Genomic DNA, 21,186 nt, shown 5'->3' with positions numbered 1-21,186 from the left:
ATCCGCCAACGCTAATTTGTTGTCCCACTTTTGGTATCACCTTTGACCTTCAGCGTTATATCCTCTTCGGGAACTTTGAAGTCCTTCAATAATGGGTATACTCCCGAGAATTCTTCGGGATCCAGAAGTATGTTTCTCAGATCTGGATGCCCTTCGAAAATTATCCCGAACATCTCATATGCCTCTCTTTCCTGAAATTCAACCGAAGGCCACACCTCCATTAGCGAAGGAACTTTCGGCTCGCTCCTGTTGAGCTTCACCCTGATCTCAAGAACTTTTGGCAGCAGATCTTTCCTTGTGAAGCTTGAAACATGCACAACCAAGTGGAGCTCATTGCTTTTAGGGTAATCAACCGCGCTCAGGGATATCACATGGTCATAGCCCTTCTCTTTGAGCTCCCTCGCAGTTTTTATGAGATCTACTGGGGATTCTAATATTATACTGTTCGAAGAATTGGATTCGAGCTTTTCATCTTTACTGGCTGCGGACGCCTCAGGCACGTCATTCACCCCCCTTCCTCCAAAATCTGCTTAGTAGCTAACCTCATCGAGGTTATTCTTCTTTGAAGCGCGCTGATAGAATTCGTTACTGCCTCCGGCCTTGGAGGGCACCCAGGTATGAAAATCTCGATCGGAAGAACATCTCTTGGTCTTACTATGTTGTAGCTATTGAAGAATATTCCTCCATCTATTGCGCATGCCCCCATTGCTACCACAAACTTTGGCGATGGCATTTGCTCATATACAACTTTCAGAGCTTTCGCCATCTTTTTCGTGATAGTTCCTTCTATGACAATAGCGTTTGTATTCCTCACATGGGTGAAGGGGAGCGAGCCCAGCCTCTCAGTGTCTAGCCTCGGGCCGTAGCTTGCCGCGAACTCGCAGCCGCAGCACGAAGTGGTGAAGTGCACAGGCCACAGGCTGAACTTTGTAGCCCATTCTATTAATGGAGAGAAGGGCTTCAGCAGTCCCCTGGCAATCTTCTTCATGCTCTTTTCAGCTATTTCTCCAATAGCCATGGTCTACTCCCACATCCACTCGTCTTTTCTCTCCGAGACTCTAATAGCTGCGAGAAGAATTGGTATTGAAAGGATTAGAGTAAACAGAACGAAGTAGAAGACATTCCCAGCATAGAAAGAAGAGGCGGGAGAGAGGAAAAGCAACAACAGAACAATGGGCTCGAATGAGGCGAAAATTATGAAGAAGCCCAGATACTGCATTCCATACCTCACTCGGGCCTCATATTTTGGGACGTTGCCAGCTTCATACCTCGAAACTTTAATCTCGCTTCCCTCTTTTTTCAGCGCAAAGTAGAATATAATGATGACAGAAAGGAGCAATATGAGCAGCAGAAATGGTACGATGCCGAATGAATATATCGAAGTAACGTCCACGGCCAGCACCATCTAGGTCTGTTTTTTGAAAAAATCGGCATATATAAGTATTTTTTGAGATAAATCGTTTCGATAAAAAAGAAAAAAGTTGGAAAAAGAATTAACGCTACGGGGACAGGAAGTCCGATATCTTTGGAGGCTCTGGAGGTAGTCCCTTTCTCTCTCTGATCTTCCTGACCAGTTCAGGAAGGAGGGAATCAGGAACCGGAGCCCATCTGCTGAACTCGAGTCCCCAGAACGCCCTTCCTACGGTCGCGCTTCTGAGTTCACTCGCCAGATCGAATGATTCAGCTACAGGTATTTCCGCTATCAATCTTGTCATGTCTCCAGCCTCGGTAACGGTCAGGATCTTCCCTCTCTTCTTGGTAAGAATTGCTGTGACATTTCCGAGATAGTTCATGGGCATTCTTATATCGAGTTTTTGTATAGGTTCCAATATAGTTGGTTTTGCGGACAGCATGCCCGCAAATATAGCGTTTCGCACGGCCGGATATATCTGGGCCGGTCCTCTATGAGCTGGGTCTTCGTGGATCACTGCATCATGGAGAACAACCTTGATTCCTCTCACAGGTTCTGCCGCGAGGGGTCCTTCCTTCATTGCTAGCCTGAATCCCTGGAGTATTGTATCTTTTACTTCTCTGAGATACTGAAGTCCTGTGGTCTTGTCCACGAATATGTTGATGTTCTCATCAACGAGCCATATTCTTCTTGCTTCATCGTAGTCCCAAGACGCTTTATCTCTCAATATCTTAGCTCTTTCTCTGAAGTCTTGGTCATTTGTCACCTGACCTTCCTGTATGAGCTTAATAGTTTCTTCATTGAGAGGCTCAACGCTTATGTAGAACTTGTTGTGCTTGTTGGGGCTCTTCCCTTCAAATACATCACTGTTCGCTCTCACGCTTTCTCTATATACGATAACAGGCGGCGAGGTTGTTACTTCTACTCCGTAATTGTCTTTCAGAAAAGTGAGCGCTATCTCGAGGTGGAGTGGACCCATCCCCGAGAGGAGATATTCTCCGGTCTCCTCATTGATTTTCACGACCAGGTTGGGATCCTCTATGCTCAGCCTGTGAAGGCTTTCAACTAGCCTAGGGAGGTCCTTTGTATTCTTGGGCTCGACAGCTACAGTTACAACTGGCTCGCTAACATAGTGCAGTCTTTCAAATGGGGCCATCTGGTCTTTGTAGGCTATATCAACAACAGTTTCTCCAGCCCTCGCCTTATCCAGCCCAAGCACTGCGAGGATATTCCCTGCAGTTATCACATCTGCGACCTCCCTCGTTGGGCCCATATACAGGCTCACTTGGAGAATTCTCTGCGGAACCTTTGAGTTGACCAGCCACACTTCCTTTCCGCTTTCCATTTTTCCAGAGAACAGTCTTCCCGTTGCCACCAATCCGGCATGAGGATCGACTCTCATATCATTTATAAGCATGACAGCTGGGCCATTGACATCTGCTTCCATCATTGCCTTTCCTATTGGAGAATTTATATCTCCCTTCCATATCTTTGGAATTCTATATTTCTGAGCCTCCCTAGGATTGGGGATGAACTTTATGGCCATATCGAGCAGAGCTTCAGCGATGGGGACTCTTTTAGAGAGCTCTTCAACAGCGTCCTTCCCCCTGTTGTAGGCATCAATTACATCGGAAAGCTTCAGGCCAGTTTTCAGCGATACTGGAATGGTGAATCCCCACTTCTCCTTGGCCGAACCAAATGCTACCTGGCCTTTGGCTGGATCTAAGAGCCACTTGTCTCGGAACTCCGGCTCGGCTTGACTGGCAATCAGCTTATTCACTTCCTTTATTATTTCAACAAATCTCTGCTGGATTTGATTTGGCGAGTATTTGAGCTCCTTAATGAGTCTGTCCACTTTGTTGATGAACAGGAGAGGCCTCACTCTTTCCTCGAGTGCCTGCCTCAGGACGGTTTCAGTTTGCGTCATTATACCCTCTACAGCATCAACTACTACTATCGCCCCATCCAGTACCCTCAAGCTCCTAGTCACTTTACCGGTGAAATCTACATGCCCTGGAGTATCGATCAGGTTTATGACATATGGCTTTCCTTCCAGTTCGTGGTAGAGGCTCACGTTGGCTGCTTTGACTGTTATTCCCCTCTTCTGCTCGACCTCAAGATAATCTGTTGCTAGAGCTTCCCCAGCAACTTTCTGAGAAATGATGCCTGCGGCAGCTAAAAGTGTGTCAGATGTCGTGGTTTTTCCGTGGTCTACATGGGCTATTATTCCGATGTTTCTTACCTGCTCCAGATTACCCATCAACTTTAAGATTTCAGGCACCATTTTGTACTTTACCATTCCGAAATCACCTATCCGGACGACGGAGCGCTTGCAGGTCTCCCGCTTTTCTAACCAACGTTTAATCGTTTATTTTAAAAAGATTATAAACACTTTTTTTGAAGGAAGATTGCGATGCTCTTTTTCTGTTGTTGAGTAATAAATCTCAAACGTTAGCTAATCTAAACTATGATAAAGGCATGTGAAAAGACGGTGAATAATGGTCGAATTGAAGGATTCATTCCATTGAAGATACGATGGAGTCGCGCAATTCTGTCAGCAATTTCTGAGCTTCCCTTTTACCTAGCCTCTCCTTCTTTACAAATATTAGCATGTCCTCGTGACCACCTCCCTTCACTCCGAGGACTCTTTCGGCAGATCCCGCAATTTTCTTTTTTATGTTTTCTTCTAAATCTTCCCTGAACTTCACAACCATCCTCAGCTCTTCTTCTTTGGGAGAAATGACCAATGCAACATCGCTACCTCCCTTCAGCAAAAAATCGGCCACATCGCTTTCAAAGCTACCGATGAAGGTGAATGCCAGTATATGTTCTCCCAATACTTCAACGGTCATTCTCTGCATGGCTTTCAATCTGGCGATTCGGAGGGACCTGTCTTCTTTCAGCCCATACAGACATCTTTTCACGTCTTTGTAGCTGACCTTTCTCGCCAAAATACCCATAGCCTCGAATGTCTTGTAATCAGCTCTTGAGAATTTTCCCGTATCTGCGAGTATACCCAAAATGAGCATTTTCGAAAGCTCTTCATCGATCAGGTGGTGGGAGAGCGTGCTGGCTACTATCTCGCTCAGCGATGCTGCGCCTGGTTCCCAGTAGTAGTTGAAAACTGCAGCTTTTAGGTCGTTGCTGTAGTGGTGATCTATCAGAAAAATTTTTTCATTGCTACTGAGAAAAGGCGAAACCCATTCCGGCAATTGAGAAGAAGATGCGGTATCAACTATCAGAGCATAAGAATCTCTCAGAAGCTCGGGCTCGATATCAACCACATATTTCCCTTCTAAGTTTATTCCGCACTTTTTCAGTGCGTCCTCCGCGCTCTTGCTTATACCTTCTGGGAAGACCAAAACGATGTCAGATTTATGAGGAAAAACTTCTTCCGATATGAAGCTCTTTAAACCGAAAGAAGACGCTACAGCGTCTAGATCGGCTTGCTTATGCGTCATTATCACGATTGGCTTCTTTTCCGATAGAAATTCCGCTATCTCTCTCCTCAGCAGCAAGTTCACTTGCCAGCTCCTCCACAGCCTTTTTTGCTTCATTGACCAATTGAGCGATTTTTTCCTCGGCCTTGAAGCTGCTACCCCGACTGTACATATCAACTTCTACTTCCGCGCTCAATTTTCCCTCATTTTCCTTCAGCTCCAGTACCAAAGTCAGCATTAAATCCTCTCTCCCCTTCTTGCCCCTGCTTTCCAACACCTTTCCATATTTTTCGAGAATTATTTCAGCCTTGTCCAACGCCTTTTTGCTCAATTCTCCTTCCATCCAGCTTCAGGAGCCTGAAGCGCCGGCCCCCTTTCCAGTCGTTGTAGAGACCTTCTGATAGTATTTAGTCAGCAGGCCTTTCAGCTTATCTTGAAGGGAAGCTATCTGCTTCTTGAGCTCCTCCTCTTCCTTCTTGTACTTTTCAACGATCAGCTCATCTGTGCTTTTCCTCTCTTCAAGCTCTTTCAAGAGCTTTTCCCTATCCTCTTCGAATAATATGTTCCCTATGTTTCTGTAGACCTTCGTCTCAGGCGAAAGACCTTTCAATGCATCCAGGATTCTGCTGAGCTCCTTTACTTCATTTTCGAGAAGAATCCTCTGATTGGTGATAACTGTATATCTGTCCTGCAATTCGTCAAGCTGCTGGGCGACCTGCTCTATCTCAGGCGGAACCTTTTCAGCCATGCATCAAATACCTCCTGAATATGTTCGTCTCAAAACTTCCGACTAGGACCTAATATATCTTAGTTTTGTTGAGGAAAAGCTATCAATTTAAATTAAAAAGTTTGTAGAGGACTGTCCAGCCTGCTTTGTTTCTATCTTGAAGCCGCTTTCAGCGAATCCTCAGAGGCCTTTACAAGGTACACGTAAGAATTCAGCAGTGCTCTGAATCCGCCATCGCTCTCGCTTTCGATTGCGATCTCCAACACTTTCCCCTCTGCATCCTTTGTTATGTGCACTTTTCCTCTCTTTTCATCCGTTTGGGAAGACTCCTCTGGCTTGAGAGATAAGTACAGGCTTTCGATTTTTTTGCTGTCACCAGACAAAATCTTCAGTTTGAGTTCATACTTGAGAGCTTTCAGCTTCCTCACCAAGCTCTATTTGTTTTCCCGGAGATGAAATCTTTTTGTACCTTATTACGGGACCTACAAGTTGATTTCCTGGGTTCAGCCTAAACTTTATCATATTGTAAACAGTGTTTATATTGATGGAGATGTACTTTCCATCTTCAGGAGGCTTCATTCCTGAATTGAAAAGCTGATGAAGCGCGAAGAACGCAATCTTGCTCTCTTCGTTTACCTCCTTGGGGGGCTCTATGAGAATTTCTTTCACGTCTTCCGAGTTGACTCCCTGATGTCCGAGCTCTCTCGAGAGGGAAACTCCCTTCAATATGATTGTATACGTGTGAAGAACTTTCCCAGTAAGGGTTGCATCGCTCAAATCGTAAAGCCTTATAATTGAAGGGTTGCCCTTCATTTCTCCAACAACAACGAGAGTGCTCGATCCTTCCGAAACAGCCTCCTCAACTATATCATAAAAAGTCATTTTGCCCCTGTTCAGTCTCACAAGCCAACTTGCCAGAGAGCAAAGATCCTTGACGAAGCTTCTAGTCCTGGGAGAAGGTTCGCGAGATGTCGTTATAACAACTTTCCTTTTCAAACTTACCTACCACATTATTAGATTAAAAATTCTCGGTTAAATGAGGACGGGCTCATCTGGGAATTACTTTCGGAAACAGCTTGTTCATTCCGCTTCTAGGTACGTAAGATCCGCCAGCCCATACCATCCCGCATTTCTCGCACTTCCATATTCCCGTGCTTATTCTCTTAACCCTTCCCGACATGCCGCAGAATGGGCAGACATGCTCGGCATATCTTTTTTCCATTATTTCTCGATACTGCTTTCTCAGCGTAGATCCGTATCTAGCTCCGAACTTCCCTGCTATGCCAACAATCTTTGTCTTCCCCATATCCTCCACCATTCAATATGAATGCTACTGCATCCCTTTTTGAATAATAAACTGGGTTTATTAAGCTGATCCTTCCGAAGACCTCTCAGCAACGCCTTTCCCAGCTTCCTCGGCAACTTCAGCGCTCTTCTCCTCAACAGATTTCAGAGCAGAGTTGACTTCTTCCAAGTATTTCTGCGCTATTTTCCATGCCAGCTCGACCATAGCATCGATATCCTTCTCGTCCAGTGAACCAGTTCCGATCTTCTGCATTCCAGCAATCATTCCGTCCTCAGTGAAGGATACAGAGAGTCTAGCATCGCTGACGTATTCTTCTTCTTCAGTGGGATCTGCTATGTAATAGTTGCCAATTTTGGCTACTGTTGCTGTGATTATTTTCTTGTTTATTTTCAACGAGCCTCTGTATCCATTCCCTTTCGAAATTGTCCCTCCTTCTCCAATTTCATAGTTGGGCACTTTTGTCCTCATCAAAGCAACAAGTGTAGCTATTGCTGAGGCATCTATCAGGTTGCCAGAATGATTGAGCACGTAGATGTCATTCCAAACTACAAGAACTTTCTGTCCCGGAATTAAAGCGAGCTCTTTCAGTTCAATCGCCTTAGTTTCCCTGAATGATCTGTCTATGATCCTAGCAAGCTCGTAGGCGTTTTCATCTGGAGGACCGGGCTCGAAGAGGGGGGAGGCAAGCGGTACAAATTCTGCGTTTATCATCAAAACACCTTCATCAGGGTTGTCAGAATATGGAAGACCAGGCTCTATTTTTATTCCGACCAGCACTACAGTGTCACCCAAATTCACCAACGCTGAACCATCGCTCTTCTTCACGTAGTCAGGCGCAATGGTTATCTTCCTAATATCCTCCAGGCCTCTTCCATCAGCTCTCTTTCCCACTTCCAGGAGAGAGAGTATCGTATCTCTCTGTATCTTAGAAACCAATGGATATTCGCTCGGAGTTACGCTCATTAAGCTTCAGCCTCCTTTTCCTCTTCTGTCAATTTGTAATATTTCTCTCTGAGAGTTTGCTTTTGAATTAGGTATATTTCCTTAATAGCCTTCGTTGCCATGCTGAGGGCCTCTTTGAATTCTTCTCTAGTCAAGCTACCATTCAGCTGCAATAGAACTATTTTTCCCAAATTGGGCATCATTCCCACAGGCATATCAGCTTCACCGCTGCTGTCTTCCGCTTCATTTATGTCGAGCACCAGCTTCCCTTCCACCTTCCCCACAGCTATGCCAGCTATCAGATCCCTCATGGGGATCCCTGCATCTGCTAGAGCCAGGCTTGCCGCTGTTAGACTGGTCGTCCTAGTTCCCCCATCTGCTTGGAGAACCTCTATGAAGACGTCGATTGTTGTCCTTGGATACAGTTCCGTAAAAACGGATGCTTCAAGAGATTCTCTTATTACTTTCGAAAGCTCAACTTCTCTTCTTGTAGGTGCTGGCGATTTTCTCTCTGTAGTGCTGAAAGGCGCCATATGGTATCTCACCCTCAGTATTGCTCTATCAGGAAGCGTCAGGTGTCGTGGGAGTGCTTCCCTTGGCCCATACACCGCAGCTAAGACGGTTGTCTTGCCGTAGGAGACCAGAGCTGAGCCCTGGGCGTTTTTCAGAACTCCCACACTCATTGAAATTGGCCTCATCTGGTCAGGCCTTCTCCCGTCTATTCTTATTCCATTTTCATCAATTAATTTTACATTGCTTTTAACCATTTATTCCACCTCTCTTTTCCTTCTCTTTCCGAATCAGTTCAACTAGTTCGAGAGTTGAAATTGAGAGATCGCTCGCTTCGATCTTTTTCAAAGCTAGCACCGCCAGATCCTCATTTATGGAATCCTTACCAACGATCCAGACCCTTGCGTTGTTCCCTATGAAGATGTTCGTCTCGGTTTCTTTTGCTACAGCCTCAACCAAGCTCCTCCTCTTGTAAAGGAGCGCATTAGCTATCCTTGATGATAATTCTATAACCTTTCCATCAGTGATCTTTCCGAGCCCTTTCCCCCTCATGCTGAGGACGGGATCTCTCAGCCTATCGAAGGACAGAACTTTCAACACAACGTGATCCCCTATGCTCAGAAATTTCCTAAGCGTATCAACAGTCGCTTGCGTTTGCCTCAACAAGGTCTCTCCTACGGGAAGCTGACCTTCATAAGGACTGTTTATATCAACGCTCCAGTAAGTGGGTCCAACATCGGTTATGAGACCCACGACTAAGTCGTTCGGTTTGGGAATATAAGCGTGCTCTATGGGGATCAGAGTGATTTTGTCTTCTTTGACCTCCACTATACCTACAATGCTGGAGTAGTACTTGTTCCCCTCTCTATATATGTAAACGCTGTTGGCTTCGATTTTCCCTTCGGCTAGCAGGTCTCCTGGAAGGACTATATCCCTCTGCTGTACGTATAAAACTGGCTTCAATGTTTCACTCAACTTTCAACACCTTGACGATAACATCTCCCTTTGTAATCTTATTTAGCTTATCGATTACATCCTCCTGCATCCCAGCAGGTATCTCGAGCTCTATGGTTACGCTACCATCGTCTTTCCAGTTGACTTTATGGGTTATGCCGAGGCTTTTTGCCTCATTATAAGCCCTGCTGGAATGCTGAGCAGGTATTGTAACTTCCAGAAGCGCTTTTGCTATCTTTATGGGTATCAGCCTCGATATCGACTTTACGACCGCGAGAGCCTGCTCTTCTACGGATTTGTATAAGTCTATTCCCACTCTTGCCTCCTCCATTGCCTTCTCTATTCTCTGAGGTGGTATTGGAAGTTTCGTCTTTGGATCAACCGCGTTCCTGGAAATGTAATTGACTATCAGCTTCCTCTTAGATTCCAGCATTTTTCTCCTCTGCTCCGTAGTCAGCTGAAGATCTCCTTCCTTTAGAATTTTCTCGGCAATGGCCTTTAGGTCCTCTGTACCAAATACAGACCTGACATCTTCTGGAGAAGCTTTCAGCCCCTTTCTAACATCCTTGTAGACAAAATCGCTCTTGACCACTTCTTCAATGCTCGGCTTTCCTGTTTCTTTGTATTGAAATGCTAGATTCGGATCTACAAGTATTTCGAAATGCTTTCCCTTCGAATCGTACTTAGCGATAATATAATCTTTCGATGACATTCTCCGATCACTTCTGTACCGAATCCTTTTAATCGTATCGTAACCTATTATCTTTGCTTGTGGTTCCGGGGTAGTATTTTTTTCTGTTCCCCTTCTTGCACTTTACTGAGATAAAAATTCTGCTCGAAGGAAATATTATAAACTGTTGAGATTGTAGATTATGCAGGCATCTGAAGAGGATGATTAAGCGATGTCTGCTGCGAAACAAGCTGGGAAACTGATAGATTTGGGAGATGGATTTACTTTCGAAATCACTGAAGAGAGGGACAACTTCCTCTTAGGTAGAAGCGAGATTCAAGGATATGTGCACCACGTAGGTAAAGGAACTCCCCCGATCCCATCGTTGAGGGAAAAAATCTCGAAGAAATTTGGAGTCGACATTAGGCAAGTATATGTGAGATCCCTGAAAACTGAGTACGGCTTGTCCAGGAGCAGAGCGCTGATCCACATTTACAAAAGTTCAAAAGCTGCTGAAGAGTACGAGCCGAAATACATCATTGAAAGGAACAAAACTCTTCAAGAAGAAATAGAAGAGGCTGAAAAGAAAGAAAAAGAGAAGAAGGGATGAAGCATGGCCGAGATTCACAAGCTCTACGAGTTCGATTATAAGACCGGGAAGATAAAGCTGAAGAACAAAAAGTGCCCCCGATGTGGAAGCATTATGGCTTTTCATAAGGAACCTGTATCCCGGTGGTACTGCGGAGCATGTGGCTACACAGAATTCTTGACGGCAGAAAAGTGAGAGTACTGGGAATAGAATCAACCGCTCATACTCTCGGCGTTGGGATAGCTCAAAGCTTCCCTCCTTATATACTGGCAAACGAGAGGAGCAAGTATGAGCCCGTAACAGGGGGGATCCACCCGAGAGAAGCATCGAGAAACCATGCTGAAACCATAGGCGAGGTCTTGGCTAGAGCTCTCAATAAAGCGAATTTAACAATAAATGACATCGATGCAATAGCTGTAGCTCTCGGCCCAGGAATGGGCCCCTGCCTGAGAGTTGGGGCAACAGCAGCAAGGGCTCTCGCTTCTTACTACGGGAAGAAACTGGTTCCTGTGAACCACGGAATAGCTCACATAGAGATTGGGAACCTGTTGTCCGGGTTCGAAGATCCTCTGGTAATTTATGTTTCTGGGGGAAATACGGGGATCATAGCTTTCAAACATGGAAGGTACAGGGTCTTCGGGGAGACGCAGGACATAGCTTTGGGAAACCTGAGGGATGTCTTTTCAAGGGAGGCCGGCCTTGCTCCTCCCTACATAGTCAACGGGTGGCACGTAATAGACATATGCGCTCAGAAATCCGAAAGAAAAGAAGTAATTGACCTCCCCTACATAGTTAAAGGTCAGGATGTTTCTTATGCAGGCCTCCTGACTTCGGCTCTGAAAAAGCTGAAGGAAGGATATAAAGTGGAAGACGTTTGCTATTCCGTCGTTGAAATCAGCTTTTCCATGATCACTGAGGTAGCTGAGAGAGGCCTTGCGCATACCAGAAAGAGGGAGGTGCTCCTCACAGGAGGGGTTTCAGCCAGCCAGATCCTAGATGAAAAAGCGAAGAAGATGGCTGAAAGCCACGGTGCTAAGTACTTCAACGTCCCCCCTTCATATGCTGGGGATAATGGGGCAATGATCGCATGGACAGGTGTTTTAGCATATCTTAGCGGTGTCACGATCGAGCCGAAGGAAGCCCATATAGATCAGAGATGGAGAATAGAGGAGGTTGAAATTCCGTGGAGGAGCTGAGGAGATCGCTGATTCCGCTTTCCTGGGGAGCGGAGTCAAACTTGTACATCGGAAGCTATCTCGGAATAAAAGCTGTGGTAAAGGAGAGGATAAAGAAACCATACATGAACCCCAGGCTCGCTGAGAAGCTGATCAGGAGCAGGACGATCACTGAGGCTAGAATTCTGTGGGAAGCAAACGCGGTTGGTGTGAGGGCTCCGATGCCTCTCAAAATAGATCCGGATAACGGCATCATAATCATGAGCTTCGTTGAGGGGGATCTCCTCAGGGACCTGATATATGAAAGAGGGTTCGACTCCACGATTGAGAGGATCGTCGAAGAGCTGGGAGGCATGGTGGCAAAGCTCCACAACGCACACATAGTTCACGGAGACCTCACCACTTCCAATGTCATTTTTCAAAGAGAGAGCGGAAATGTAGTTCTGATCGATTTTGGATTGAGCTTTCATTCTAAGCGCTCGGAAGATAAAGCCATGGATCTGAGAGTCTTCGAGAGGGCTGTCGAGAGCACGCATCCTGAGCATAAGGAAAACGTTCTGCTCTCGTTCTTCAATGCTTATTTCCGTGAAGTGAGGGAAACCGAGCTCATCAGATCTAGCCTGGAAGAAATAAGGCTGCGAGGAAGGTACATAAAGGAGAGGCAGGGCGGATAATGAGGCTTTTTGTTCTGACGCATAACAGATCTAAGCTTCAGGAGATAAGGGAGATTTTGCATGAGTATGGCGTGGAGGTGCAGCGGCTCGAGGGAGAAAAGGAAGAGATCCAGTCAGATGATGTGGTCGAGATAGCGCTGCACGCAGCTAGGAAGGCATGCGCGCAGGCAAACATTCCTGTAGCGGTGGATGATACAGCTCTTTACATTGAAGCTCTTAATGGATTCCCCGGGACATATGCGGAATACGTTTACAGGACTATAGGATTGAAGGGTATATTGAAGCTTCTGGAGGGAGAGAAAAGCAGGAGAGCTTTGTTCATCACGGCAGTAGCTTACTGCGACGGGATAAGAGAAAAAGTCTTCACGGGGATCCTTGAAGGGAAGATATCTGAATCGCCGAGAGGAGAGCAGGGATTCGGGTTCGATCCGATCTTCATACCGGAGGGGGATAGCAGAACACTTGCTGAGATGGGACCAAAAGAAAAGAACAGGATCAGCCACAGAGCCAAGGCCTTCAGAGAGCTCGCCGAGTGGATTGCAAAAGCTAATTTTTGAAAAGTTTGCAATGAATTATAGAGATGATGAGGGAAACCTCAAGTACTGACCAGAAGGAATGATGTGGGTCTTGAGTGCTGATGTACCCTTGATGAGAAGGGTACTCCATGAGAATCGTTATCTGCTTAAATACTCTTACGGATACGTTATAGAAAGGGGCGCGATGCAGGCTAGTGCTACCGCAGACTACAATGTTGATGCTAGAAAGTATGGAGAGGCTTTGAGGAGGCTTGAGAAGGCCAAGGGGGGAACTGAGCAATCCCGTGCATAGAGAGCTTCTAGAGCTATTCATATACAACGTGATAGCTGAGAATCACTCCCCATACGATGTATACACGAAGATCAGTAGGATCACCAAGTTCCTTAAGTGGCTAGAAATCAGGGGAAGGATATCAGGAGCTCCACAGGCTTCGACATAACCAAGTTCCTAGTAGCCGAGGTCAACCCGAGTAACAGGCATAGGATAGCAGCAGATCTCAAGGGGTTCGTCAGGCTCCTGAAGGAGAATATCGATGAAAAATCTGAAGAGTAATACAAGAGCTTCAAGGTTAAGAAGCCCAAAGAATATCCCTTATCACCTCTGATCCTCCTATACCAGTAGTTAACAGCCTTGAAGACGCTTTGTGGAGTTATATCTTTATCGTCTTGGATCCCGACAAGGTCGAAGTTTCCCCGCCTCACCCTCTCATATATGTTGTTCAGGTTCTGGGCCTTCGTAGTAGGGCCCGTTTGGGGTTGAACACTTCTTCAACTAGACCCGGATACTAGGCTTCAAAACTCCCAGCAATTCTCCATGTACCCGGGTAGTTCGGGTAAGTCCAAACAAAGATTTTCACGAGCCTCAGATTATACTTATCAGTGGCCTCAACAAGGAGCCTTAGGGTCCTTCTTCTATGTTCGTATGTAGAAGTCTATTTTATGTCCCATATCCATACAAGGAGGATCACTTTCCATCCTCATTTAGAAGGGCTATTAGACAGCTAAGGGATGGAGCTATGGAACACTACGATCTTTGGAAAAATACTATGGAAATACTATGAAACTTATAATTGGAGGCTCTAAAATTTATAACGATCTACTTTATGTTCACGGATTTAGTCTAGGTGCCTTATCTTCTATTTAGTGGATCGCGATCTACCTATATCCATCATTCTATTATCTTAAGCGTGCTTTCTGATATAGAAAGGTAATCTATCTTATTAATTCTATTAATTAATGAATTAATGGAATAAGATATGTGATCGAAGCACCAATACTATATGAAAAAAGAATTATCGAACAAAAGTATTTCTTTTTAAAGAGAATGCTAAAAGAATTTGCTATGTCAATATATACTCCAATTCTAGGAGGTACTACTTCTAGTAGCTATATGATTCACAGGTTTTTAATAAGAAGAAACCTGCAATGGATAAAAACGAAACATAAACAGTCATAGATAAATTCCATATAAAGTATATAGTACTGCTAGCATCCCCGCATCTTCTTGTTAGTATTTTCGCCGATGCAGGAAGACTACTACCATTATAAACCTGTAAGATTAAGCACGAAATAACTGGATTCGCCTCAGGTTGCAGAACCGTATGATATATCATTTTAGGATTTACTTATTAGTCAAATTATGCACTAAAAGCTGAGCGAATATTAATACTATGCGAAGGACCAAAAGTCTTGATTAATATTCTCCTTGCTTTTAGTGCTGTTAAATATGTTGATGGAGTGTATCCGTCAACCTATAGGCTTCGAGGCGTTGCAAGTATATTGGTGACCCTTGGCTCCTGAGGCCTATGGTTGCCTGTGGGGAGGGGCTGGGAAACCGTTGTAAACCGCCTACGAGAAGACTGTAGATAGGGAGCCCTTTCAGCCGCTAAGAGTACTTTAAGCACCCTGTTCTCAGATTATGTTTGCAGTTCTCTATGCATAGTTACACAATCTTTATCTTCATAGAATATCCTAGCATTTTTGCAGCATCACTTATGTACTTAAAGTCTTGATCTCTTGTAATCAGTTCTTCATCTCTATTTATGAGTATTGCGGCTATCAGTAGATCTGAGAAAGCCTGTGGTTTACCTATTTTGAGGAGCTCTAATTGAAGCCTGTGTGCTAGGATGAAGTCTTGTCTTATGGGGAATATTGTTCCTCCATAGAAGTGTTTGTAATAGATGATCCCAGGATATTCAACCAATGTAACGACTGTTATATCTTCCTTAATGGGTTCTCTTGATTTGACTTTATCGATGGTTACGCTCGTATCGAGTATTGTCATCTCAGTGGTTGCCCATGCCCGTTAGCTTGGTTATTTCAGCTACTTTAGTTCTATCGGCTTTTCTGGACACGGGCTTCTCCCTTAACCACCTCATCTTTGTCGGTGGTTCATCGGGAGCTACATCGACGGACACCACAGAGTCCGCCTTACGGGGGATTAGGTGTAGCCTTCCGCCCCTGATGGCTACTCCGCCGTCATTGGAGCGAAGAAAGAGGTTAAGACAGGCAACATACTGAGCATTAAAAGTAAAACCACATCTTCTACATTTAAATGTTTCTTTGCTAACTCGGTTCCGCTTACTTGTGTAACCACATACTGGGCAAGTGATAGATGTTTTCTTAGCATCTACTTCAACTGCATTTAATCCTCGCTTATAGAACTTATAGTCGATGTACGATATGAACTTACGATACGGGAATGAGGATAATCTATAGTTTAACTGTTTATTCTTTTTCTTACCGTTTTGTCTTAAGTCTTTGAGATTCTCTCTTACCAAGTCAGCGTTATACTCTTTGGCGATTTCTGCTATTAGCGCAGTCATCTTTTTCAACCTATCTTCAATGCGTTTCCTCTCACGATAGCCATATTTGGCTAGGAGTTTCCTCTGCAGATACGGATTTTCGACTTTATCCTGTATACTCTTCCTTATCCTCCTATAGTTTGTGCGTATCTTTCTACTATCGTGTTTTATAGAGAATAATACGGCTCTATTCCTGTCATAATCCACTAGTAAGCAGTCAACACTATCCTCATTAATATCCATGAATAGTTTATTCTTATGCTCCTCTACCTCAACATTTCTATGTAGTACTAATAGCAAATAGATGCTACTTCCATCAATAAGTAGTTTAGAGTTACCTAGTTTAGCACCATCAAATTCTCTCTTAGCGTATTCATACTCCATAATTAAGAATTCCATGTAGATATTGTTGCCTTTAGATATCTTCAACACTAATAATCCTTGTTTCTTCTCTAGCTTGTAGATATCTACATGAAGTTCAACAATTCTATTCTTCTCTATCTTTGGCAGTGTTGGTGGCAGGATATCTTTTCTCTTTTTAGAAATCTTTTTCCATTTATTCAAAAGCTTTCTATAGCTACGATACATCGCTAAAGCTCTCTTATATGCTTCCTCAACGAACTTGTTGTGTAGATAAGGGTACTTCTCCCTAAGCATTCTATAGCATACTTCATGAGCGTTCTTCTTGCTACGCACATCATTCCTAATTATTATGTCTAGTGCCTCCCTTGTCATATTTGTATAATCGTCTAGGAGCGAGAATAGCTGGTTTCTATCGTTCTTAGTTAGCGGTATGAGTTTAAGCTTAATTGTTTTCTTGATTGTTTTATTCGTCTCTTATCACCTCTCCTACGACCTTTTTTATCTTCTTGAACTTCTGTGAGCGTTTACCGTAGATTCTACCAGCAAAGCTAATCACTATGGCAACGAAGTCCTCGATGAGTTCGTCCATATATCCTTTCTCTGTTTCTTCCACTATCTCTACTTTAACGCCATGTGATTCGAAGTATCTCTCGAGATAGTCGAAACCGAACCTTGTAAGCCTATCCCTAAACTCAACAACTACCACATCGATTTGATGCTTCTCAGCAATGCTAAAGAGCTTCTGTAAGCCACTTCTATCCTCCTTCAACCCACTAGCGACATCCGTTATTATATCAATAACCTTATACCCCTTAGCAGAGCAATAGTTCCTCAATCTCTCTACTTGTCGATCAAGGTTTCCGTCTTGCTTTTGTTTATAAGAGCTTACACGGGCATAGATAGCAGCTCTCGTTTCACTTGGTTTTACGCCTGATAGTATTCTTCTTACTTCGCTCTCCGGTATCATCCAGAACTTACCGATACGAATAGCATGTATCTTACCCTCATTAATCCACTTCTTAATACCGCTAACGCTAAGATTGAGAAGCTCGGCGACCTCTCTAGTACGATAAAGCTTTTCAGGCATTAATAGTGCCCCTAGTAATTATAGTAGCTGAACTAGCTTAAAAATTTTTACTTACGAAACAGTCTCTCCTTTTCCTTGAGCTCCAGCTGTTCCGCATCGTATGTTTCAATATCCTCTGCGAGATCTTCAGGTTTAACACCGAGTTCCCTTCTAAGCTCATCAATGCTAACTCTACCTTCTAGCCTAGCGACAAGCTCTTCAACTATCCTACTGAACTCTTCTTCGGAAAGCCATGGAGGTAGTTTCACAGTAATAACCCTGGACACTGTTCAACCCCTACTATAGAATAATGTTCTTACCAAGCTTAAAGTTTTTCGGGCTTTGTTGCTTTTTACGAAGAGTATTAGGCTTACAAGATGTGGTAGTGTTGGTTTTATTAATGCTGGGAATCCGACAACTGCTGGTGAAAGTAATGCTATTAGTTTTCTACAGCTTGATAGCTCGGCAATATACTGCCAGTTTCTTCTATAGGTATTTTACTGGAGATCCATAATCCGAAGAAGGAGAATGCTAATACCTTGCTGAATCCAGCTGTGGCTCTTCTCAGATCATAATCATCGGCCTTTTCTCGTCCTAAAGGGCGAGGGTTCCCCTTTAGAGGGTCATCGGCTTGGAGGTAAGGATCTATTGAAGGACTCAGTATAGTCATGGACGACCAGCTCTGGGAAACATTTTTATCCCCACCGGGATATAACTACTACTAGGTTGACAGGGTTGTTTCATAGGTATCACGGCATGACGGATTCTTCTCATAACAGAATCCCACAGGTCTTGATTGCTGAGCTGTTATATTGGGGGCATGAGGCCGATCTGTATATAGAGGAGGAAGAAAGCTACCGCGAATGTGAGAGCTGAAATCGGTACCCCTATCTTTATCCACTTCAACATCCTTATCTCTCCGACTTTTTCTCCCCTCTTCCTGGCTTTTTCCATGTAGCCTGCCATAACTATATTTGCTGTTGACCCTATGACTGTCGCGTTGCCCCAGTATGTTCCCGATATCAGCGATATCCACCAGATTGGAAAGGTCTGGATGGCTCCAGCGAGGGAGTTGACTATTGGGATGGCGATGGAAACTGCCAGTACATTGTCCATAACCGAAGTAATTCCTCCAACCACTGCGCTTATCAGAAGCATTACATAGACGAGATTGCCCCTCGTTAGCGCCTCAATCTTCTCAGCTATTAAGCTTGAGATCCCTGTATACTGAAGGGTTCCTACACTGGCAAAGAGTAGCAGGAAATAGACGAGCGTCCACCAGTCAACTCTCCTCTCGACTATATCCACAGCCTTTTCATGTTCAATGAATAGAGCTATGCCTGCTCCAAGCAAAGCAACTCCAAGGAGGAGAGAGTTCGTCGGCAGGTTGAATGCGCTCTCGATGTGGTGGTGGAGGACTAGCCCGATTATTACTCCCAAGAAAAGAGCGAGAGGGGTATTCAGCTCTTTGCTGTACTTCGCGGCCTTCTCTATTTCTCTCAATTCTTTCTCTTCGTGCTTCTTTGAAAAAGCTTTCTCCTTTTCTCTTCTCAAGTAAATTTCACCGATAATTACGATGAGCATCACGCTGACCAGAGCTATCGGGAAAGACCATCTTATGAAATCGAAGAATGTGAAGCCCGCCCTGAATGCTACCAGGACACCAATGGGATTGCCTACCACAGTGGCGCTGCTTCCTATATTGGTTGCGAATACTTCGAAGATGGCGACCGGAAGGGGATCTATGTCATAATAGCGGCAGATCCTCATCGTCAAGGCTAAGGTTATCAGGATGCTCGTCACCTCGTCGACCAAAGCAGCTAAAATGAATGAAGACAGTATTATCGAAGCCATTACGAGCGAAGGCCTGTCTATGAAGATGTATATTAATCTTGCAGTCATCCAGTCGAAGAATTTCCTCTCCTCCAAGAAGCCAATAACGATCATCATTGATATCAGGAAAATTATCACGTCAATGTTCGAGTATAATATGATGTGCTGAATGTCTATTACATCTGTAAACAGCAAGAGGGATACTCCCGCAAAGGCGAAGGCTACTCGGAACTCCCAGAAAGCGAAAGACCCTCCGATGAATATCGAGAGGGCTGTAAGGCTGATGACTTGCTTGGTGTTGAGCCCAGACAATGCGGAAAGCAACGATACCATAACAACGGAAGCAATCAGCCCAGCCGCCCTCGCCCTAGCTGAAAGCATTGAGCTCCTCTCTCGGTTTCTCTCCAATGATTTTTTTAAAGCTATAAAGATCATATAAAAAGTTTTTTGATTTAAAAAAATGAGTGGGCCCGCGGGGATTCGAACCCCGGACCTCCCGGTTATCAGCCGGGCGCTCCAACCAGGCTGAGCTACGGGCCCGACACTGTCCTGATATTGATTGAATTTAAAGTTTTAAAGTTTTTTGAATGTTTGGAAGCATGGCTTGCTGCTGAAAGTCCAGCTAATGACTCAAAATTTCATGAATTTTTTGGTACCGAATTATCTGATTTATCATCTAAGCACTGATGAGAAATGACGGTTGGTTCTGAGCGAAGACGGGAGATTTCTGAATGTTGCAGTTTCTGCGTCAATAAAGAAAGATGAGTCTTCAAGCAGAACTTATTAAATTGAGAAAGAAATTCGTTATTCAGAGCAGCAGGTGAAAACATCCATGATTGCGCTAATCTTTTTTAGTTTCTTTTTGTCTTCATGCAGATGAGGTGAGTTTAAAATGAGCGCGCAAGAAAACGAAGAGAAGATAAAGACAGCAATAATGATGCTGACCAGAATAGTGAACGATGCAAGTGTGCCGAGGAATATCAGGAGGGTTGCTACGGAAGCGATCAATCAGCTGAATGTGAAAAATCTCAGCGCTGGAGTGAGAGCTGCTAATGCCATTCATGTTTTAGATGAAATAAGCCAAGATCCCAACATGCCTGTCCACACGAGGATCGCTATTTGGAACATAGTCAGCTTACTTGAAAATGTGAGAGATTAAAAATGATCCAACCATAGAATTTTAGCTTTTCTGAGACTTCAGCTTCTTGATTTCCTCGATGAGCTTTGGTACTACTTCGTATAGATCTCCAACTATCATGTAGTCGCTGTATTCCCCTATAGGGGCCGAGGGGTCGATGTTTATCGATACAACAATGCCGCTGTCCTTCATTCCCACAACGTGCTGCGGACTGCCAGAAATTCCGATAGCTATGTAGAGCTTTGGCTTCACAATGTTTCCGCTGAATCCAACTTGATGATCTCTGGAGATCCAGTCATCATCCACTAGAGGCCTTGAAGCTCCAACTGTAGCTCCGATCAGAGATGCTAGCTCCTTTATCATTTCCAGGTCTTCCTTTTTCTTTAATCCCCTTCCAGCTGCCACAATTATCTCCGATTCAGAGATGTTCACCTTCTCTCTCTCGAGCTTCCTGAGCACTCTGTAGCCTCCGCTTCCGAAGTCCTCTACATCTACATCTATGATCTCTCCTCTTCTTGTGGGATCTCTCTCCGAGGGTTTGAAAGTCCTGTACCTCACTGTGCTCATGACTGGCCTCGTCTTAGTCAGTATATGAGCGAAGATGTTCCCCGAGAATGCTGGTCTCACCTGAACCAAGTTACCCTTCTCATCGATGAACAGATCGGTGCAATCTGCCGTGAGTCCTGTTCTAAAATAAGCGGATACTCTTGGAGCAATCGTTCTCCCCGTATTAGTTGCTCCGAAAATCACAGCCTCAGGCTTTGCTCTCTGTACTATCTTGATGAGGGCATTCCTATGGGCTATCACATCGAAGTCCTTCAATCTCTCGTGGTCGGCGACATAAACTTCGTCTGATCCCCTGTAGATTAACTCTTCTGCCAATCCCCTGACCCCATGGCCCAACAGAGCAGAAGCTACCTTCGTTCCCTTCTTCTCTGCCAGCTCTCTCGCTTTTCCCAGAAGCTCGAAGGTTACGGGGTGGATGACGCTGTCATGTACCTCGGCGTACACCATTATACCGTTCTTATATTCATCGCTCATTGTCAAT

At 44.5% G+C, this 21,186-nt stretch carries 28 protein-coding genes and 1 tRNA gene; 8 read left to right on the top strand and 21 right to left on the bottom strand.

Annotation, left to right across the window (positions count from 1 at the left end; translation table 11 throughout):
- Positions 1-11: 11 nt before the first annotated feature.
- From ACLGLO_RS05935 to ACLGLO_RS05870, 14 genes are all read right to left on the bottom strand, one after another.
- The gene (locus ACLGLO_RS05935) at positions 12-500 is read right to left on the bottom strand and encodes an NADH-quinone oxidoreductase subunit C (RefSeq protein WP_492127998.1); all 489 of its coding nucleotides are present in this window, start codon (positions 498-500) and stop codon (positions 12-14) included.
- A gap of 5 nt (positions 501-505) precedes the next feature.
- On the bottom strand, positions 506-1,018 hold the full coding sequence (locus tag ACLGLO_RS05930) for an NADH-quinone oxidoreductase subunit B (RefSeq protein ID WP_492127997.1): 513 nt from the start codon (positions 1,016-1,018) through the stop codon (positions 506-508).
- A gap of 3 nt (positions 1,019-1,021) precedes the next feature.
- On the bottom strand, positions 1,022-1,393 hold the full coding sequence (ndhC, locus tag ACLGLO_RS05925) for an NADH-quinone oxidoreductase subunit A (protein WP_492127996.1): 372 nt from the start codon (positions 1,391-1,393) through the stop codon (positions 1,022-1,024).
- A gap of 106 nt (positions 1,394-1,499) precedes the next feature.
- Positions 1,500-3,710 (bottom strand): elongation factor EF-2, encoded by a 2,211-nt coding sequence (locus tag ACLGLO_RS05920; RefSeq protein WP_492127995.1) that lies wholly within the window; start codon positions 3,708-3,710, stop codon positions 1,500-1,502.
- Between the two features lie 217 nt (positions 3,711-3,927).
- On the bottom strand, positions 3,928-4,935 hold the full coding sequence (locus ACLGLO_RS05915; protein ID WP_492127994.1) for a DHH family phosphoesterase: 1,008 nt from the start codon (positions 4,933-4,935) through the stop codon (positions 3,928-3,930).
- Positions 4,862-5,194 carry a hypothetical protein gene (locus tag ACLGLO_RS05910; RefSeq protein ID WP_492127993.1) on the bottom strand — a complete coding sequence of 111 codons (333 nt, stop codon included), beginning with the start codon at positions 5,192-5,194 and terminating at the stop codon, positions 4,862-4,864. The genes ACLGLO_RS05915 and ACLGLO_RS05910 overlap by 74 nt, the downstream gene beginning before the upstream one ends.
- Positions 5,195-5,200: 6 nt before the next feature.
- The gene (locus ACLGLO_RS05905) at positions 5,201-5,599 is read right to left on the bottom strand and encodes a prefoldin subunit beta (RefSeq protein WP_492127992.1); all 399 of its coding nucleotides are present in this window, start codon (positions 5,597-5,599) and stop codon (positions 5,201-5,203) included.
- Between the two features lie 131 nt (positions 5,600-5,730).
- Complete coding sequence (locus tag ACLGLO_RS05900; protein WP_492127991.1) at positions 5,731-6,006, bottom strand: KEOPS complex subunit Pcc1; 276 nt, start codon at positions 6,004-6,006, stop codon at positions 5,731-5,733.
- Positions 5,978-6,574, bottom strand: coding sequence for a Brix domain-containing protein (locus ACLGLO_RS05895; protein ID WP_492127990.1), 597 nt, complete (start codon positions 6,572-6,574; stop codon positions 5,978-5,980). Before ACLGLO_RS05895 ends, ACLGLO_RS05900 begins: the two co-directional genes overlap by 29 nt.
- A 52-nt stretch (positions 6,575-6,626) precedes the next feature.
- Entirely contained in the window at positions 6,627-6,884 is a 258-nt protein-coding gene (locus tag ACLGLO_RS05890) for a 50S ribosomal protein L37ae (protein WP_492127989.1), read from the bottom strand.
- A 60-nt stretch (positions 6,885-6,944) separates the two neighbouring features.
- Complete coding sequence (gene rrp42, locus ACLGLO_RS05885; RefSeq protein WP_492127988.1) at positions 6,945-7,847, bottom strand: exosome complex protein Rrp42; 903 nt, start codon at positions 7,845-7,847, stop codon at positions 6,945-6,947.
- Positions 7,847-8,593 carry an exosome complex exonuclease Rrp41 gene (gene rrp41 / locus ACLGLO_RS05880; RefSeq protein WP_492127987.1) on the bottom strand — a complete coding sequence of 249 codons (747 nt, stop codon included), beginning with the start codon at positions 8,591-8,593 and terminating at the stop codon, positions 7,847-7,849. Before rrp41 ends, rrp42 begins: the two co-directional genes overlap by 1 nt.
- Positions 8,586-9,311, bottom strand: a complete 726-nt coding sequence (gene rrp4 / locus ACLGLO_RS05875; protein WP_492127986.1) for an exosome complex RNA-binding protein Rrp4 — start codon at positions 9,309-9,311, stop codon at positions 8,586-8,588. Before rrp4 ends, rrp41 begins: the two co-directional genes overlap by 8 nt.
- On the bottom strand, positions 9,304-10,002 hold the full coding sequence (locus tag ACLGLO_RS05870; protein ID WP_492127985.1) for a ribosome assembly factor SBDS: 699 nt from the start codon (positions 10,000-10,002) through the stop codon (positions 9,304-9,306). The genes rrp4 and ACLGLO_RS05870 overlap by 8 nt, the downstream gene beginning before the upstream one ends.
- A gap of 190 nt (positions 10,003-10,192) precedes the next feature.
- Between ACLGLO_RS05870 and ACLGLO_RS05865 the strand changes: the two genes are divergently transcribed.
- The 7 genes from ACLGLO_RS05865 (at position 10,193) to ACLGLO_RS05835 (ending at position 13,487) form a co-directional block, all read left to right on the top strand.
- On the top strand, positions 10,193-10,570 hold the full coding sequence (locus tag ACLGLO_RS05865) for a 30S ribosomal protein S24e (RefSeq protein ID WP_492127984.1): 378 nt from the start codon (positions 10,193-10,195) through the stop codon (positions 10,568-10,570).
- 3 nt (positions 10,571-10,573) lie between these two features.
- Positions 10,574-10,744, top strand: coding sequence for a 30S ribosomal protein S27ae (locus ACLGLO_RS05860; protein ID WP_492127983.1), 171 nt, complete (start codon positions 10,574-10,576; stop codon positions 10,742-10,744).
- Positions 10,741-11,745 carry a KEOPS complex N(6)-L-threonylcarbamoyladenine synthase Kae1 gene (gene kae1 / locus ACLGLO_RS05855; RefSeq protein WP_492127982.1) on the top strand — a complete coding sequence of 335 codons (1,005 nt, stop codon included), beginning with the start codon at positions 10,741-10,743 and terminating at the stop codon, positions 11,743-11,745. The genes ACLGLO_RS05860 and kae1 overlap by 4 nt, the downstream gene beginning before the upstream one ends.
- Entirely contained in the window at positions 11,733-12,398 is a 666-nt protein-coding gene (locus ACLGLO_RS05850) for a Kae1-associated kinase Bud32 (protein ID WP_492127981.1), read from the top strand. The genes kae1 and ACLGLO_RS05850 overlap by 13 nt, the downstream gene beginning before the upstream one ends.
- Positions 12,398-12,955, top strand: a complete 558-nt coding sequence (locus ACLGLO_RS05845) for an XTP/dITP diphosphatase (RefSeq protein WP_492127980.1) — start codon at positions 12,398-12,400, stop codon at positions 12,953-12,955. The genes ACLGLO_RS05850 and ACLGLO_RS05845 overlap by 1 nt, the downstream gene beginning before the upstream one ends.
- A 70-nt stretch (positions 12,956-13,025) precedes the next feature.
- Positions 13,026-13,226, top strand: a complete 201-nt coding sequence (locus ACLGLO_RS05840) for a hypothetical protein (RefSeq protein ID WP_492127979.1) — start codon at positions 13,026-13,028, stop codon at positions 13,224-13,226.
- Between the two features lie 96 nt (positions 13,227-13,322).
- Positions 13,323-13,487: a hypothetical protein gene (locus tag ACLGLO_RS05835; protein WP_492127978.1), complete on the top strand. Its 165-nt coding sequence runs from the start codon at positions 13,323-13,325 to the stop codon at positions 13,485-13,487.
- A 1,389-nt stretch (positions 13,488-14,876) separates the two neighbouring features.
- Here the strand turns inward: ACLGLO_RS05835 and ACLGLO_RS05830 are convergent.
- From ACLGLO_RS05830 to ACLGLO_RS05805, 6 genes are all read right to left on the bottom strand, one after another.
- Positions 14,877-15,218, bottom strand: a complete 342-nt coding sequence (locus tag ACLGLO_RS05830) for a PIN domain-containing protein (RefSeq protein WP_492127977.1) — start codon at positions 15,216-15,218, stop codon at positions 14,877-14,879.
- A 1-nt stretch (position 15,219) separates the two neighbouring features.
- Positions 15,220-16,473 (bottom strand): zinc ribbon domain-containing protein, encoded by a 1,254-nt coding sequence (locus ACLGLO_RS05825; protein WP_492127976.1) that lies wholly within the window; start codon positions 16,471-16,473, stop codon positions 15,220-15,222.
- Between the two features lie 91 nt (positions 16,474-16,564).
- Positions 16,565-17,188, bottom strand: coding sequence for an IS607 family transposase (locus ACLGLO_RS05820; protein ID WP_492127975.1), 624 nt, complete (start codon positions 17,186-17,188; stop codon positions 16,565-16,567).
- Positions 17,189-17,235: 47 nt separating this feature from the next.
- Positions 17,236-17,454 (bottom strand): hypothetical protein, encoded by a 219-nt coding sequence (locus ACLGLO_RS05815; protein WP_492127974.1) that lies wholly within the window; start codon positions 17,452-17,454, stop codon positions 17,236-17,238.
- A 520-nt stretch (positions 17,455-17,974) separates the two neighbouring features.
- A complete protein-coding gene (locus ACLGLO_RS05810; RefSeq protein ID WP_492127973.1) occupies positions 17,975-19,408 on the bottom strand; it encodes an ArsB/NhaD family transporter in 1,434 nt (477 codons plus the stop codon).
- Positions 19,409-19,465: 57 nt separating this feature from the next.
- Positions 19,466-19,540 (bottom strand) — tRNA-Ile (locus ACLGLO_RS05805).
- Between the two features lie 352 nt (positions 19,541-19,892).
- Between ACLGLO_RS05805 and ACLGLO_RS05800 the strand changes: the two genes are divergently transcribed.
- Positions 19,893-20,159 carry a stationary phase-response protein gene (locus ACLGLO_RS05800; RefSeq protein ID WP_492127972.1) on the top strand — a complete coding sequence of 89 codons (267 nt, stop codon included), beginning with the start codon at positions 19,893-19,895 and terminating at the stop codon, positions 20,157-20,159.
- Between the two features lie 21 nt (positions 20,160-20,180).
- Here the strand turns inward: ACLGLO_RS05800 and ACLGLO_RS05795 are convergent, their stop codons facing one another.
- Positions 20,181-21,179 carry an electron transfer flavoprotein subunit alpha/FixB family protein gene (locus tag ACLGLO_RS05795; protein WP_492127971.1) on the bottom strand — a complete coding sequence of 333 codons (999 nt, stop codon included), beginning with the start codon at positions 21,177-21,179 and terminating at the stop codon, positions 20,181-20,183.
- Between the last annotated feature and the right edge of the window lie 7 nt (positions 21,180-21,186).

The sequence above is a fragment of the Fervidicoccus sp. SLHALR4 genome, from assembly GCF_058692745.1.
Note: the sequence above shows the minus strand (reverse complement) of the source record. Positions and strands in the feature narration are given on the sequence as shown.

Coding starts and splice junctions, on each gene's coding strand:
- ACLGLO_RS05800 (WP_492127972.1), top strand. CDS start 19,893: ATGAGCGCGCAAGAAAACGAAGAGAAGATAAAGACAGCAATAATGATG.
- ACLGLO_RS05930 (WP_492127997.1), bottom strand. CDS start 1,018: ATGGCTATTGGAGAAATAGCTGAAAAGAGCATGAAGAAGATTGCCAGG.
- ACLGLO_RS05860 (WP_492127983.1), top strand. CDS start 10,574: ATGGCCGAGATTCACAAGCTCTACGAGTTCGATTATAAGACCGGGAAG.
- ACLGLO_RS05920 (WP_492127995.1), bottom strand. CDS start 3,710: ATGGTAAAGTACAAAATGGTGCCTGAAATCTTAAAGTTGATGGGTAAT.
- ACLGLO_RS05910 (WP_492127993.1), bottom strand. CDS start 5,194: ATGGAAGGAGAATTGAGCAAAAAGGCGTTGGACAAGGCTGAAATAATT.
- ACLGLO_RS05905 (WP_492127992.1), bottom strand. CDS start 5,599: ATGGCTGAAAAGGTTCCGCCTGAGATAGAGCAGGTCGCCCAGCAGCTT.
- ACLGLO_RS05830 (WP_492127977.1), bottom strand. CDS start 15,218: ATGACAATACTCGATACGAGCGTAACCATCGATAAAGTCAAATCAAGA.
- ACLGLO_RS05795 (WP_492127971.1), bottom strand. CDS start 21,179: ATGAGCGATGAATATAAGAACGGTATAATGGTGTACGCCGAGGTACAT.
- ACLGLO_RS05865 (WP_492127984.1), top strand. CDS start 10,193: ATGTCTGCTGCGAAACAAGCTGGGAAACTGATAGATTTGGGAGATGGA.
- ACLGLO_RS05820 (WP_492127975.1), bottom strand. CDS start 17,188: ATGCCTGAAAAGCTTTATCGTACTAGAGAGGTCGCCGAGCTTCTCAAT.
- rrp42 (WP_492127988.1), bottom strand. CDS start 7,847: ATGAGCGTAACTCCGAGCGAATATCCATTGGTTTCTAAGATACAGAGA.
- ACLGLO_RS05870 (WP_492127985.1), bottom strand. CDS start 10,002: ATGTCATCGAAAGATTATATTATCGCTAAGTACGATTCGAAGGGAAAG.
- rrp41 (WP_492127987.1), bottom strand. CDS start 8,593: ATGGTTAAAAGCAATGTAAAATTAATTGATGAAAATGGAATAAGAATA.
- ACLGLO_RS05890 (WP_492127989.1), bottom strand. CDS start 6,884: ATGGGGAAGACAAAGATTGTTGGCATAGCAGGGAAGTTCGGAGCTAGA.
- ACLGLO_RS05845 (WP_492127980.1), top strand. CDS start 12,398: ATGAGGCTTTTTGTTCTGACGCATAACAGATCTAAGCTTCAGGAGATA.
- ACLGLO_RS05825 (WP_492127976.1), bottom strand. CDS start 16,473: ATGACAAGGGAGGCACTAGACATAATAATTAGGAATGATGTGCGTAGC.